10 protein-coding genes are annotated in these 14953 nt (G+C 39.9%); 6 read left to right on the top strand and 4 right to left on the bottom strand.

Annotation, left to right across the window (positions count from 1 at the left end; genetic code table 11):
* Window positions 1-6: 6 nt before the first annotated feature.
* Window positions 7-954: an RnfABCDGE type electron transport complex subunit D gene (locus CLI64_RS24120; protein WP_103139601.1), complete on the bottom strand. Its 948-nt coding sequence runs from the start codon at window positions 952-954 to the stop codon at window positions 7-9.
* A 337-nt stretch (window positions 955-1291) separates the two neighbouring features.
* Between CLI64_RS24120 and CLI64_RS24115 the strand changes: the two genes are divergently transcribed.
* The 3 genes from CLI64_RS24115 (at window position 1292) to CLI64_RS24105 (ending at window position 2897) form a co-directional block, all read left to right on the top strand.
* Window positions 1292-1939 (top strand): phosphoribosyltransferase, encoded by a 648-nt coding sequence (locus CLI64_RS24115; protein ID WP_103140852.1) that lies wholly within the window; start codon window positions 1292-1294, stop codon window positions 1937-1939.
* A 119-nt stretch (window positions 1940-2058) separates the two neighbouring features.
* Window positions 2059-2688 (top strand): HPF/RaiA family ribosome-associated protein, encoded by a 630-nt coding sequence (locus CLI64_RS24110; RefSeq protein ID WP_103139600.1) that lies wholly within the window; start codon window positions 2059-2061, stop codon window positions 2686-2688.
* A gap of 2 nt (window positions 2689-2690) precedes the next feature.
* Window positions 2691-2897 carry a hypothetical protein gene (locus tag CLI64_RS24105; RefSeq protein ID WP_103139599.1) on the top strand — a complete coding sequence of 69 codons (207 nt, stop codon included), beginning with the start codon at window positions 2691-2693 and terminating at the stop codon, window positions 2895-2897.
* A gap of 425 nt (window positions 2898-3322) precedes the next feature.
* Here the strand turns inward: CLI64_RS24105 and CLI64_RS24100 are convergent, their stop codons facing one another.
* Window positions 3323-3526, bottom strand: a complete 204-nt coding sequence (locus CLI64_RS24100; protein ID WP_103139598.1) for a ChaB family protein — start codon at window positions 3524-3526, stop codon at window positions 3323-3325.
* A gap of 205 nt (window positions 3527-3731) precedes the next feature.
* On the opposite strand from CLI64_RS24100, the gene CLI64_RS24095 reads away from it, so the two are divergent.
* Window positions 3732-9143 (top strand): ATP-binding sensor histidine kinase, encoded by a 5412-nt coding sequence (locus tag CLI64_RS24095; protein ID WP_103139597.1) that lies wholly within the window; start codon window positions 3732-3734, stop codon window positions 9141-9143.
* On the opposite strand, the gene CLI64_RS24090 is transcribed toward CLI64_RS24095, so the two are convergent.
* A complete protein-coding gene (locus CLI64_RS24090; RefSeq protein ID WP_103139596.1) occupies window positions 9129-11330 on the bottom strand; it encodes a CHASE2 domain-containing protein in 2202 nt (733 codons plus the stop codon). The genes CLI64_RS24095 and CLI64_RS24090 overlap by 15 nt on opposite strands.
* Window positions 11331-11332: 2 nt before the next feature.
* Complete coding sequence (locus CLI64_RS24085; RefSeq protein WP_103139595.1) at window positions 11333-12112, bottom strand: DUF928 domain-containing protein; 780 nt, start codon at window positions 12110-12112, stop codon at window positions 11333-11335.
* Window positions 12113-12350: 238 nt separating this feature from the next.
* On the opposite strand from CLI64_RS24085, the gene CLI64_RS24080 reads away from it, so the two are divergent.
* Window positions 12351-13049 (top strand): RNA methyltransferase, encoded by a 699-nt coding sequence (locus CLI64_RS24080; protein ID WP_103140851.1) that lies wholly within the window; start codon window positions 12351-12353, stop codon window positions 13047-13049.
* Window positions 13050-13252: 203 nt separating this feature from the next.
* Window positions 13253-14785: a serine hydrolase gene (locus CLI64_RS24075; protein WP_374703981.1), complete on the top strand. Its 1533-nt coding sequence runs from the start codon at window positions 13253-13255 to the stop codon at window positions 14783-14785.
* Window positions 14786-14953 lie beyond the last annotated feature (168 nt).

The following is a 14953-nucleotide window of genomic DNA, read 5'->3' as shown; positions in this document are numbered from 1 at the left end:
ACCTCCTTAAAATTGTTGATTGGGAATCGGGCATTGGGAATGAGGCATTGGGAAGTTATTTTTCCCCTGCACCCCTGCCTCCCGTCTCGCTTCCAGCCAATCAAAACGAGGGGCTGTACAGAGGAAATCGAACAGGATAGTTAAGGGTGCAAAGATGAATAAAGCCCAAAATACTGCGGTGGGGAGAAAGAAGTAATTCCGCAATACGAAAGTGGTAATGGCAATGCAAAATGCCCAAATTACACGCCCAATGCGGGCATTGGGAATTGAGCGAGGATCTGTGACCATAAAAAGGGCAAACAGCAACAAAGATCCACTCATCAAGCGATGGCAATAAACATCCCAAGTCCAACCCAACCAAAGATTGCGTATGGCTTCTAATAGAGAGTAAGCACCCAAAAAAGCGGCTGTAGTATCCCAGCGACCGATACGTTGCAAAATCATGCCCCCAGTGCCAGCAAATAACAGCCCATACCACCAATCTTCACCCCACTGTCCTGGAGATACCCAAGCATCAGAGGTGAAAACCAAGGCGGCAATAATGCCGAAATTAGCGGGATTGAAGAAATGTTTTTGATTAACCTGCAAGAAAAACTTACTAGCGATCGCACTAGCCGCCGCAAAAGCCATCGTTGTCCAATGATCAGCCCGTAAAAGTAAGCTGAGTCCCAATGCCGTAATTAAAGCACTGCGGAGATTTAAGGGACTGGGAGGCGAAAGAAGGCAGGGGGGCAGGGTGCAGGGAGAAATGGGGAAATTTTTCTCCCCCTGCCCCCAGCACAAACCTGCCCCCTGCCTTATCGCCCATGACAAAAGGCACTGCGTTAAAAGACAGGTGGCGATCGCTACCGCAATTAATTCTGGTCGCAGTGTCCAATCCCTTGTTCCAATACCCAAAACTAAGAACAAGCCTAGAAATAGAATTTGATAATCCCGTATATCTTTGAGCAACATTGACTCTTTCTTAAGGGATTCCCCGTAGATTTTTCCTCAATTTAGACGAGTCAAACCTCAAAAGATGTGGCCGTTACAAATTTTGTTACAAAAAAATTAGTAGTCAACAGTCAACAATTTATCTGCATTAGTCCATTAGGCATACTGATACAGTCAAAATATCGCTTCCTGAGTCAGAGGATATTGAATCTTTAATCTGTTTAAAATTGGACAGCAGTGGCAAAACTTTTATAGGTGCAAGCCAATGCTTGGTAACACTAACGCGTTCAACGGAGGTGTTCTCGGAGAGTATTCATAGAGTAGTTTGAATTTTGAATTCCCCCCAGGGGGTGAAATCATGTTATTTAAAGACCGCAAAGCCGCAGGACAGGTTTTAGCTAGCAAATTACTGGATTATGCTAACTGCCCAGATGTGCTGGTTTTAGCTTTACCCAGAGGCGGCGTTCCAGTTGCTTTTGAAATTGCTCAAGCGTTGAAAGCCCCCTTAGATGTGTTAGTAGTACGCAAACTCGGCGTACCAGATAATCCAGAACTAGCGATGGGAGCGATCGCTTCTGGTGGTATCCGTATAATTAATCAGCAAATTATCGATGATATCAATACTACGGATGAAGTCATTGCTAGAGTTGCAGCCCAAGAACAACGGGAACTCGAAAGACGAGAAAGCATATATCGCGGTGACGAACCATTTCCAGAATTAACAGGACGTAAAGTGATTTTAGTTGATGATGGTTTAGCCACTGGTGCAACCATGTGGGCAGCAGTGATTGCTGTTAGACAAAAAAACCCCCAAGAAATCGTGATTGCTGTTCCCGTCGCTGCACCTGAAACCTATCAACAATTACTACCAAAAGTAGAAAAAATAGTCTGTATTTCCACACCCAGTAAATTTTATAGCGTTGGTATGTGGTACGAAGATTTTCCACAAACTACAGATGCAGAAGTTCATGAGTTATTGAAAAAGTCAATAGTCAATAGTCAATAGTTATTACTCACTACTCATTACTCATTACTCATTACTCACTACTCATTACTCATTACTCACTACTCATTACTCATCACTCATCACTCATTACACCCTTAAAGACTTACATTCAAAAAAGTATGAAATTACCACTAGACATTACATATCGCAATTTGGATAAATCAGATGCAATTGATAACTTAATTAGAGAAAAAGTTGCTAAGTTAGAGCATATTTGCAGTTATATAAATAGCTGCCATATTGCTGTAGAAAAAATACACGATCGCCCCCGTAGTGGTTCGCCTTATCGTGTCAGAATTGATCTCACCATACCACCAGGACATGAACTTGTAGCTGAAAGTAATCCTGCTCAAGCTGTGCAGTATGAACCATTAGATGTAGTCGTTCGCGAGGCTTTTGATGCAGCACGTCAACAGTTACTAAAATTAACCCAACGCCAAAAAGCAAGCGATAGATCCCAAACTCAAGCAGGTACAGGAGAAACTACGGGATTAGTTACCAAACTGTTCCGAGAGCAAGGTTACGGCTTCATCAAAACTCTAGATAGCCAAGAAATTTATTTCCACAAAAATAGTGTCCTCCATCACGACTTTGAACGTCTAGAAATTGGTACTGGGGTTTATTGCGTAGTGGAAGAAGGTGAAGAAGGACTACAAGCCAGCACAGTCAAAATTGTAGATAAGCCAGGTGTACGAGCTGGTAAATCTAGTCAAACTTTAATTGAACCGCCTCTCGACTGGAGAGAATAATTATGAACGGAGAATTAAAACAAACGGCATCTCAACTGTTAGCAGCTATGTTATCTAACCCCCATATTTACCCTCAAATTAGTGATGCTGGAGGCTATGGACAAATGGAACAACAATTAATTCTCACGGCTGTAGAGATGGCAGAAATTTTAATTCAGCATATTGAAAATGCTCATCCTCAAGCAGAAAAAGAATTACAGCCAAAATAAATAATTCTTCCACTAGTATTAGTAGTGGCGTGAACGGACTAAAATAGTGCATTAACTTGGAAAAATTTAAACGCAAACAAACGCCGACAAACGCGGATAAAATACTGTATTAGATGTAGGTTGGGTTGACGTAAGGAAACCCAACTCCGATATCTATGTTGGGTTTCGCTTTACTCAACCCAACCTACAATTTTTTTGCAACATTTAAGGCTTGCCACGCCACTAATTATCTAACTTATAATTAGTAAATTGGATTTATAGCAATAATTTTTACCTGTAATAAAATAAATTGGGAATTTATCAAACACAGATGATTATCTGACAGTTTGATTATTCCCAAAATATCAGTTACTACTACTGCTAGTAGACAAGATAGCTAGTACGATTTTCTCTTCCTTCTAACTAAAGAAAGAAATTAAATACAATTATTCTGGCTTTTTGTGCCATTTGCCATCATCACCCTTTTCGTAGTCGCGTTTAACTGCACTCCAAGCGACACGAAAAGCGTGTTCTTCTTCTCCGTATTGTTCTACAGCACTATTAAACGCGGCTCGAAAAATTTCTTGCGCGTGTTGGGGTAAGTGTTCCTTAACTGAATCTGGTAAGTCTTCAATCTGTCGGTAAGGCATCAAATTAACTCCTTTACTCTTGAGTAAAGAGAGTTGGACTCTGTTTTGTGGTCAATCTTTAACTAATTAAATATTTTAAGTAAGTAGTGGATAAAAAACATAATTATATTAAAAAATTAAACCAAGCTAAAATTTTGCCTCTGGGTTGAATTCATTGGTGCATCTGGGAATACTAAGTATGAGGCTAGAAAGTACGTAAAATAGTATGATTACTTATTCACTTAGTATTGCAGGATTCACCGTTAGTGAGCAGTTGTATTTTGGTTCGAGAACTCTAGTTTACCGAGCGGTAAGAAAAACTGACAACTTACCTGTAGTAATTAAACTGCTGAAGAATCCTTATCCCACCTTTAACGAACTCTTGCAATTTCGCAATCAGTACACTATTGCTAAACATCTCCACTATCCCGGAATTATCAAAACCTATAGTCTCGAACCGTTACAAAATGGCTATGTATTAGTTATGGAAGACTTTGGGGGAATTTCTCTCAAGGATTATTTTGCCAAAAATCATGGTGCTATCTTTTTAGAAGAATTTCTAGAAATAGCGATCGCCCTTTGTCAAATATTAGATTTACTCTATCGAGAAAGGATTATTCATAAGGATATCAAACCCAGCAATCTATTAATTAACCCAGAAACCAAACAAGTTAAATTAATTGACTTTAGTATTGCATCTTTATTACCAAGAGAAACACAAACACTAGTTAATCCCAATGTCTTAGAAGGAACACTAGCTTATATTTCTCCAGAACAAACAGGGAGAATGAATAGAGGAACAGACTACCGTACAGATTTCTATTCTTTGGGTGTAACTTTTTATGAATTAATCACGGGAGAATTACCATTTCAATCTAATGATGCAATGGAATTAGTCCATTGCCATATTGCCAAAACAGCACCATTAGTTCATGAAATCAATCCTACTATCCCATCTGTCATCTCAAAAATCGTCAGCAAATTAATGGCGAAAAATGCCGAAAATAGATATCAGAGTGCATTGGGATTGAAATTTGATTTAGAAAAATGTCTAACTCAGTTAAGAGAAACTGGTGCAATAGAGGACTTTGAAATTGCTAGTAGGGATGTGTGCGATCGCTTCATTATTCCTGATCAACTCTATGGTAGAGACTCGGAAGTTCAAACCCTACTAGAAGCATTTGAGCGAGTCAGTCAGGGTGCAACAGAAATGATGCTAGTAGCAGGTTTTTCTGGAATTGGGAAAACAGTCGTTGTCAACGAAGTCCAAAAACCAATTGTCAGACAAAGAGGCTATTTTATCAAGGGTAAATATGACCAATTTCAACGCAATATTCCCTTCAGTGCTTTTGTACAAGCATTTCGTGATTTAATGGGACAATTGTTAACAGAAACTGATGTTCAATTAGAACAATGGAAACATAAAATATTAGATGCTGTTGGTGAAAATGCCCAGGTAATTATTGAAGTTATTCCCGAATTAGAAAAAATTATTGGCACGCAACCGCCAGCAATAGAATTATCAGGTACAGCCGCCCAAAATAGATTTAATTTATTATTTCAAAAGTTTACCCAAGTCTTTACAACCAAACAACATCCCTTAGTGATATTTCTTGATGATTTACAATGGGCAGACTCAGCATCCTTAAAATTAATACAGTTGTTAATGGCTGATACAGGTTATCTCTTCATCATTGGTGCATACCGGGATAACGAAGTAAATCCAGGACATTCATTAATGTTGACATTGAGTGACATACAAAAGACACAAGCCCAAATTAACACAATTACTTTACTACCACTCAGTCAACATAACCTCAATAAATTAGTCGCCGATACGCTCAGATGTACAGAAGAGTTGGCATGGAATCTTGCTGTTTTAATATATCAGAAAACTCAAGGCAATCCGTTTTTTACCACACAGTTACTCAAAGCCTTATATCAAGATGGACTGATTCACTTTGATTTTGAATTAAGCTGTTGGCAATGTGACATAGCTGAAGTAAAAGCGCAAACAGTTACAGATGATGTTGTAGCTTTTATGAGTTCACAATTGCAAAAATTACCACCATCAACTCAACAGATATTACAGTTGGCAGCTTGTATTGGTAACTCTTTTGATTTAGATACTTTAGCTATTGTTTCAGAGCAAACAGTTATCGAAACATCAGATGCTTTGTGGAAAGCATTGCAAGAAGGGTTAGTTTTACCCACTAGTGATTATTATAAGTTTTATATTGGGCAAGCAACTCAAGAATTAGTGCAGAACAATCAAGAGAACGTTAGATACAAATTTTTACATGATCGCGTTCAACAAGCTGCCTATTTACTAATTCCAGAAGACAAAAAACTGGAAACACATTACCAGATTGGACAATTATTATTAAATTATATATCCCCAGAAAACCAGAAAGAAAATATTTTTGATATTGTTAATCACTTGAATATAGCTAGAGAGCTAATTACTACAAAATCGCAAAGAAATCAATTAGCACAATTGAACCTTGCAGCCGGAGAAAAAGCCATTGCTGCAACAGCTTATAGTGCTGCTACTAAATATTTACATCATGGAATTAAGGCTCTAGATGTTGATAGCTGGCAAAGTGAGTATAGGCTGACATTATCTCTTTATGAATCTGCAATTAAGGCGGAATATCTTAATATTAACTTTACCCATGCCCAAACTTTAGCTAATTTGATTTTAGAACGCGCAACCAGCTTAATTGACCGCGTAAAAATTTATGAGTTGCAAATTCAAATGTATACGGCTCAGTCAGAAATGCCAAAAGCATTGGATGTGGGAATGTTGGCTTTGGAACTTCTAGGAGTCGATTTAAATGATGCTCCTGCATCTTCAGTCATTCACCTACCACAATTGAACACAATAGAATCATTGCCAGTGATGCAGGATGCCCATCAAATTGCTGTTATGCGTATACTTATGGCAATTTTTCCTCCAGCCTACACAACGAAACCAGAGCTACTATCACCAATTGTTTTGACAATGATTGATTTGAGCTTAAAACAAGGACACACATCGCTAACTGCCTTTGCCTATGTATTTTATGGCATATTACTATGTGGATTTGAAAAAGATTTAGATAAAGGATACTACTCTGGGTTACTTGCTTTAGAAGTATTAGATAAATTTTCCGCTAGAGAATTGGAATGTAAAGTCAAGAATTTGTTCAATGTTTTTATTCGGCCTTGGAAAGAACCTCTAATTGGCACTATAGAAACATTAGGGAAAGCTAGTCAAATTGGGTTTGAAATGGGCGATATTGAGTATGCTAGTTATGCAACTGCTCATAGCTGTACCTATCGGTTTCTTGTTGGAGAAACTTTAACGGATTTACAACACAAACAAAAGATTGCGCTGGAGGTTTTGCAGCCAATTAAACAAGATCATTCTCTGGGCAATGCTCAAATTTGGCAACAGCTAGTTTCTAATTTGTTGGGAGATGTGACTGAGCCAAGGCAATTGTCAGGTGAGTGTTTTGATGAAACTAAGCTTTTACCTGTTTATTGTGCCGGTAACGATCGCTCACTGCCGTTTACAGCATATTTAGCTAAATCTATTCTCAGCTATTTACTGGCAGATTACTCGACGGCGGTGACATCGGCAATCAAGGCAGCAAATTACGCTGATGCTGCTATTGGTGTAACTGTGGCAATTCACAACTTTTATTATTCTCTTTCGCTGTTATCCCAGTGCATTGATTTACAAGTATCTGAAAACAGATGCACATCAACCATCAATAAAAACTGTCAATCTCTGCTAGAGCAAGTAGAAATAAATCAAAAAATCATGAAAGTATGGGTTGATCATGCACAGACAAATTTTGAACATAAATACACTTTGGTGGAAGCAGAAAAATGTCGAGTCTTAGGACGAATTTCCGAAGCTATTGAGCTATATGAGCAGACAATTTCCCTAGCTAAAGCCAACAAATACATACAAGAAGAAGCACTAGCCAACGAACTAGCTGCAAAATTCTATCTTGATTGGGGCAAACAGCGCATAGCCCAAGAATACATGATTGAAGCTTACTATGCCTATGTCCGTTGGGGAGCAAAAGCTAAAGTCACAGACTTAGAAAAACGCTATCCTCAATTACTTGCACCCATATTACAGCAAAGCCGTTCGCCTGTTTCTACTAACGAAACTATCTTCGCCTTGGGGACTGTAACATCTGCTAGTTCGGGTACATCCAGCAGTAGCAGTATCTCAGATAGCCTAGATTTAAAGGCAATTCTCAAAGCATCTCAGACTATCTCCGGCGAAATTGAATTTTCCCAACTGCTTTCATCGTTGCTTTCCATCATCATCGAAAATGCTGGAGCCGATAAATGTGTGTTAATGCTGTTGCAAGATAATCATCTGCTAATTCAAGGTGCAATTACCCAAATCAAACAACCCGTTGTGTTGCAAAGTCTAGCCATTGAAAACAGCCAAGACATTCCCCAAAAGCTAATTTACAAAGTCAAGCACAATCAACAAACTGTGGTGCTACTGGATGCAAACGCAGATCCCACCTTAGCCAACGATCCATACATCATCCGCCAACAGCCTCAGAGTATTTTATGCAGTCCGATTCTGCACCAAGGTAAGTTGCTAGGTATTTTATATCTGGAAAATAATTTAGCAAAGGGTGCGTTTACGAGCGATCGCATCGAACTACTCAATTTACTTTGCGCTCAAGCTGCTATTTCTTTAGAAAATGCCCGACTTTATCAACGTTCTCAGGAATATGCTCAACAACTAGAACAGGCATTCCATAACTTGCAAAATGCCCAATTACAAATTATCCAAAGTGAGAAAATGTCCGCTTTGGGTAATTTAGTGGCTGGTGTGGCGCACGAAATGAATAATCCTTTGGGTTTTATTTCTTCCAGTCTCAAGCAAGCTAAACCAACTTTTAGCGACATTAGCGAACATTTGAAACTCTATCAAGAAAGTTTTCCTGATAAGAGTGCAGAAATCCTGGATCACGAGTCAGAAATTGATTTGGAATATAGCCTAGAAGACTTCCCTAAAATGCTTGATTCCATGACTATCGCTTGTGATAGGTTAAAAAATATTAGCACTTCTCTTCGTACCTTCTCTCGTGCCGACAGAGATTATAAAGTGCCATTTAATATTCATGAAGGTATTGATAGCACTATTCTTATTCTCAAACATCGTCTTAAGGCTAATGAACAACGCCCCACAATTCAAGTTGTCACTAACTACGGTAATTTACCACAAGTAGAATGTTTTCCTGGGCAGTTAAATCAGGTATTTATGAATATTTTGGCTAATGCAATTGATGCTTTAGAAGATTCAAACCACGGACGTAGTTTTGAAGATATTCAAGCCAATCCCAACAAGATTACTATTACTACGATCATGGAGCAGCATCTAGTGAGAATTGCCATTGCCGATAATGGTAAGGGCATGAGTGCAGAAATGATACAGAAAATATTTGACCATTTATTTACTACTAAAGCTGTCGGTAAAGGTACAGGCTTAGGATTATCTATAGCTAAACAAATCGTCGAAGAAAAACACAATGGTTCATTAACTGTTAATTCGCAACTCCATCAAGGAACTGAATTTGTAATTAATTTACCGATTCTGGACTTAGACAAGCAATGAGTTAATGATTTCAATAGCTTGTGGAGGAAGATTCGTAAACCTAATTAAAAAGTGATGCTCATCAGCTACTTGGATGACTTTAGCGTAAATATCTGCATCTGGGGCATTCACTAGCCTGAGTTTGAGATTATTTAAAGGTTCGAGAGGATGTGTAGATTTGAGTAAGGCTTTTTTCTCAGAAAGCGTCACAAATTTCCCTGATAATAATATGCCCGTGGCTTGTTTACCTTGCAATACAGTGTATTCTATGGTTAATGGCGATGCTAAAGTTACCATCAAATCGTTATCTTCTGGTAAATATAAATTATATTCACCGCCAATTCCGGCAATATCATAGATAGTGATTACTTCTTTAATTCCCTTGGGTTCAATTTTTAATTGTCCCATAATTTTAAGTTCAATTTGAGCATCTTGATAGGTATTTTCAGAAATTAAAATTTGTCCTCCCACTGTATAGGTTTCAATCCTAGCAGCTAAATTGACATGACTACCGATGACTGTATACTTGGCACGTTTTTGGGAACCGATATTACCAGCCACCACTTCACCAGTATTAATCCCAATTCCCATTTCTAGCTTTGGTAAATTCATTTGCTGATTTTGGTGATTGACTTGTGCCATTGCTAATTGCATCTCAACTGCACAAGCGATCGCTCTTTGAGCATCATCATAACGACTAATAGGCACGCCAAACATGATAAAAATTCCATCGCCCATAAATTCGTTAATTGTGCCATGATATTTATTAATAATATCTGTCATTGCTGCCAAGTAAAGATTGAGAATCTGGACTACTTTTTCCGGCGGCAATTGTTCAGAAATGGCAGAGAAACCACGTAAATCAGAAAATAGTAATGTGGCTTGACGACGTTCACCACCGATTTTTAAACCAGCCGGAGTTTCTAATAAATTGGCGACAACTTCATCAGTGAGATAGCGTCCTAAAGTTTGGCGCATTTCCCCAGCACTTTGAGCAATGTAGTGTGTGACTGCGATCGCTGAACCGCCCCAAGCTAACATAGAGGGGATAAGTGGTAGCCACCAACCAAATAAAAACGCCACAAAACTCCCACCAACTAACGCTCCACCGCCAACAATCACGCTGACTAATAAGAGTGTTCTTTGATTAATTTGATGGCGTTGTTGCCAACATAAACTAGCACCAATAATTGACCACAATAAAATCGATAATAATTCTACTGATTCTGGTAGAGTTTTAATTAATGTCCGGCCTTCTAAAGCTGCACTCAAAATTTGACTAATTGAATTAGCATGAATTGTCACTCCCGCCATGCGTTCAGGAGACGCAAAAAATTTACTTGTGTAAGGTGTGTAAAATAAATCTTTAAGACTTTCAGCCGTTGACCCAATTAAGACTACTTTTCCTCGCATGAAATTGGGAGGAATCTGATTATTTTGGACTTGAGATAAAGAAATAGTAGCGAACTGTTGTTTGATGCGACCTCGATAATTTAATATTACTTGATAGCCCCCATCATCAGCCCAGGCGTAACCACCATTATTAGATTCAAAAATTGGAAAAATTGCTTTACCTAACTGTAAATAATTGGGATTATTAGCCGCAGGTTTATCAGTAATTTTTTCTGGTTTTAAATACAGTAGGGCTAACTTCAAAGCGAAGCTCTCGATTACATCATCTTCATTGAAATTGACATATAACAAGCTTCTGCGGACTCTACCATCATCATCTAAAGGTAAGTCATTTGAGCCGACTTGCTGGCGTTTTTCGAGTTCTGGCGGTGGGTCAACCGTGGCACTATCGAAACTTTTAGAAAGTTTTTGCACACCAATCAAATTGGGAGTATTAGCAAATACTTTTACTAATTTTTCATAACCAGGTTCTACGGGTAAATCGCGATATATATCTAGACCGATGGCTCTAGGTTGTTGCTGTTTAATTTTCTCTAGAATACTAGCTAACTCTTCATCAGAAATCGGCCATTTACTAAATTTATGGATATCTGCTTCATTAATTTCTACTATGACAATTCGCTGATCTGGTGGTTCTGCTGGACGCAGCAGAAAAAATTGGTCTAGTGCAGTCAATTCTAATGCTTGTAACAGTCCTGTTAAACGTAAGATAATTACCAGAACTGTAATTCTAGGTACAGCAAAAATTATCCCGCGCCATCGCCAGATAAAGGGTTTAAATTGTTTCCAGCCCATAATTATTTGGATGCTGAATTTTCAGCTTGACAACAATCCAGCAAAGGTTGAGAAGCGATCGCATTTAAACCGACGGAGTTTAAAAATTGCCGCCAACCCAACATAGAATGCACATTTCGGGGGTTACTATAACGCTGTTGCGCGATCGCACTTAATGCTTCATACCAAATTCCCGCTTCTGCATAGATTGCAGGTAGTTTTTGAGCATCTGCGTTCGCTAATTTTTGAGATAATGACGCTTCCGGTTGAACACGTTCCACCAAACTCTCAAATCTGGGGTTTGTACTAAAATCTTCCGAGTCACACACTAACACTAGTGACCAACGATAGGTTTTATTGATTTCTAACGCGGGTGCATTTTCAGGGAGAGTATAGCTAACAATTCCTGGCCGATTAGGTAAGCTCAAAGTAGTCTCATATAGAATTTTTTTATCTGCTTCCGAAAGCAGTAGGAACTGTGCCGTTTTGGCTGAACTTACGGGTAAATACCAAAAAAACTGCGGTCTTTGAGCCAATGTTAGTCCCCATTTATTGGCGGGAGTGAGGGGAGTAACGAGTTGTTTTCCCTGAATGCAGACAGTCCCACGGGTAGCACCGCCAGCACTCACTGGTGGGCCTTTGCGTTTTGGTGGCTTAAAACCTTGGCTAATCAGTCCATCTGGTTTGGGATTTGTAGATTGCACCTGTGTCTTTTGGACGGCGAAGGCAGCTATTGGGAGACAATTGTAATACAAAGGTAAACCACAGGCGATCATCAATAAAGATGCTTTAGTAAATTTCATGATTGATGTAGAAATGCTGAGTTTAAATGGATAGTAGAAACTGGGTAGATATGCGCCCGACTACATCAATTGTTCCCAAAAATGATTCTAGAATTTTCCTCAACCTATAAATTGGAATCTAAAATTGCGTAACCTGTAACTTGTAAGCTGTATTGTCGAAGAGTTTGTGAACATAGTGGATCAAGTTAGTTCATCTATACCTGGAGTGCGAATTGTTTTAGTAGAACCGGCTGGCCCTATGAACGTAGGTTCAACCGCCCGTGTAATGAAAAACTTTGGATTAGAGCATTTAGTATTAGTTAATCCCCAATGCGATCGCTTGTCTCCAGAAGCCATGAAAATGGCGGTTCATGCCAAAGAGATTTTAGAAGCCGCAATTGTAGTGGATACCCTACCACAAGCCTTGCAAGGATGTGTGAGTGCGATCGCCACCACCGGACGCGATCGCCATTGTCCCTTCCCCTTAGAAACCCCCAGAACCGCCTTACCGTGGCTATTAGAACCAACAAACCAACCCGCAGCTTTAATTTTTGGTAGGGAAGATCGAGGATTAACCAATGAAGAATTAAATTATGCCCACAGGTTTGTGCGTATTCCCAGCAGCCCTATTTATCCATCCTTGAACTTAGCGAGTGCTGTCGGTATTTGCTGCTACGAACTAGCACAACCAACACAACCACAACCAACACCTGCTATTACATCCACCGAACTAGCCCCCCTAGAGCTAGTGGAAGCATTTTATCAGCAATTAGAATCTTTTCTTTTAGATATTGGTTATTTATATCCCCACACAGCGAACAGCCGCATGGAAAAATTCCGCCAAATTTACAATCGCGCCCATCTGACAACCAATGAAGTAGCCATGCTACGTGGCTTGTTCAGACAAGCCGAATGGGCAATTAATCACCCAAAAAGCCAAAATAGCCCAGACCCCTGACTATTGACTATTGACTATTGACTATTGACCAAAATTCCAAAAATCATTCCCAAAGTCTTAAAGATGAAATAAACTAAACACAAAAATACTACTAAGTAGTAGTTACACTGGGTAAACAGTCATGCTTTTATGCAAGGCGCGTGAAATAAGTTTCATCGGGACTACTTTAAAATCAATTTTTGAGTGAGTCACAAGGAGTGACAGTGTCAGAGTTAGGTAACAAACGCAGAACTTCTTCACGACGACAACCCGCCAATCGTCGCCAGCGATCGCGTACAGTTTCTCAGGGGGAAGTTAAAAAAGTCAAAGTTCCCAAACAACGGCCTGTTGACCCTGGCGCAACGGTAGTGACAGACTCATATAATAATGTTTTGCCTTATCCCGTCAACTCCAAGACACGAAAGCCCAAACCACAAGGGTTAGTCATGCCTACGGCAGTCAAACCCATCCCCACCACAACTAGGCAGATGCCAGCACCGCCAAAAAATGCCAAAGTGAAGACGGTGCGAGTACAGAGACAGCCTTTACCAATGGGTAGACGAGTATCGAAAAAAACGCGGTTAAAACCAATGGCAAGAGCTTTTTTATATGCCATCCGTCTATTGATTGTGGGAGTTGGGATTGGTGCGATCGTCGGTACAGTCTTATCAGTGCTTGATCCGGCAAATCGTGTCCCTTCCACGACTCCAACCGCATCTAATAATAGTGGACAAGTCCAGCCAAAACCCGCTACAACTAACCCCACTCCTGCCTTGTCTCCGTCCCAAGAAATTCCCACTTTGAAAAATGCGGTACAAGAGTTAGCCGCAGCTAATCCTAATCTGACTCCGGCGGTGTTTTTAGCAGATTTAGATACTGGGGGATATGTCGATCTCAATGCTGATAACAGCTTGCCAGCCGCTAGCACCATTAAAGTCCCGATTTTAATTGCCTTTTTCCAAGACGTAGACGCTGGGAAAATCCGCCTAGATGAAATGCTAACCATACAACAGGAAATGATTGTTGGTGGTTCAGGGGATTTCCAATACAAACCAGCAGGTACCCAATATCCAGCTTTGGAAGTCGCTACTAAAATGATTACCGTCAGCGACAACACCGCCACCAATATGCTGATTGCTAGATTAGGGGGAATAGAAGCAGTTAATCAGCGTTTTCAAAGTTGGGGGTTAACTAGCACAGTTATTCGCAACCCACTACCAGATTTGTCAGGGACAAACACCACTAGTCCCAAGGAATTAGGCAATTTACTGGCAATGGTTAGTCAAGGTAAGTTAGTCACTATGCGATCGCGCGACCAAATCCTTGATATCATGCGCCGCACACAGCGAGATCAGCTTTTACCTGCTGGCTTAGATGCAGGTGCGCGCGCCTACCATAAAACAGGCGATATCGGTACTTTATTAGCCGACGCAGGTATAATTGACACCCCTACAGGCAAGCGTTATATTGCCGTCGTTATGGTACAACGTCCCAATAATGACCCCCGCGCCGAAAAACTTATCAGTTCAATTTCTCGCGCCGCTTACCAAGAATTTACCCAAACCCCACCCACACCAAGCAACACTACTAACACCATCCCCTCAACAGGCTATCAATCTCCTGTGATCAATGCACCAGTAACCACTATTCCTAGCAATACTTATCAACCTCCTGGAATGAATGCACCAGCAACCACCATCCCCACTAATGTTTATCAACCCCCGGCGGTAAATCAGCAATATTACCCACCTAGATAATTAATTTGTATATTCACGGTTGAGAGGGATGGTGATGAGTGATGAGTAAGGAGTGATGAGTAAGGAGTAATGAGTAAGGAGTAATGAGTGATGAGTAACATTAATTGTGGTCTTCTCATCGTCCCGCTTCTGCTAACAGCACTATTGAAAGCTTTTTTAGACAAATGA

The sequence above is a fragment of the Nostoc sp. CENA543 genome (assembly GCF_002896875.1).
Classification (GTDB): Bacteria; Cyanobacteriota; Cyanobacteriia; order Cyanobacteriales; family Nostocaceae; genus Trichormus.
Note: the sequence above shows the minus strand (reverse complement) of the source record. Positions and strands in the feature narration are given on the sequence as shown.

Excerpts from the sequence above, each read along its gene's own strand:
- CLI64_RS24120 (WP_103139601.1), bottom strand. The coding sequence starts at position 954 with ATGTTGCTCAAAGATATACGGGATTATCAAATTCTATTTCTAGGCTTG.
- CLI64_RS24115 (WP_103140852.1), top strand. The coding sequence starts at position 1,292 with ATGTTATTTAAAGACCGCAAAGCCGCAGGACAGGTTTTAGCTAGCAAA.
- CLI64_RS24110 (WP_103139600.1), top strand. The coding sequence starts at position 2,059 with ATGAAATTACCACTAGACATTACATATCGCAATTTGGATAAATCAGAT.
- CLI64_RS24105 (WP_103139599.1), top strand. The coding sequence starts at position 2,691 with ATGAACGGAGAATTAAAACAAACGGCATCTCAACTGTTAGCAGCTATG.
- CLI64_RS24100 (WP_103139598.1), bottom strand. The coding sequence starts at position 3,526 with ATGCCTTACCGACAGATTGAAGACTTACCAGATTCAGTTAAGGAACAC.
- CLI64_RS24095 (WP_103139597.1), top strand. The coding sequence starts at position 3,732 with ATGATTACTTATTCACTTAGTATTGCAGGATTCACCGTTAGTGAGCAG.
- CLI64_RS24090 (WP_103139596.1), bottom strand. The coding sequence starts at position 11,330 with ATGGGCTGGAAACAATTTAAACCCTTTATCTGGCGATGGCGCGGGATA.
- CLI64_RS24085 (WP_103139595.1), bottom strand. The coding sequence starts at position 12,112 with ATGAAATTTACTAAAGCATCTTTATTGATGATCGCCTGTGGTTTACCT.
- CLI64_RS24080 (WP_103140851.1), top strand. The coding sequence starts at position 12,351 with ATGAACGTAGGTTCAACCGCCCGTGTAATGAAAAACTTTGGATTAGAG.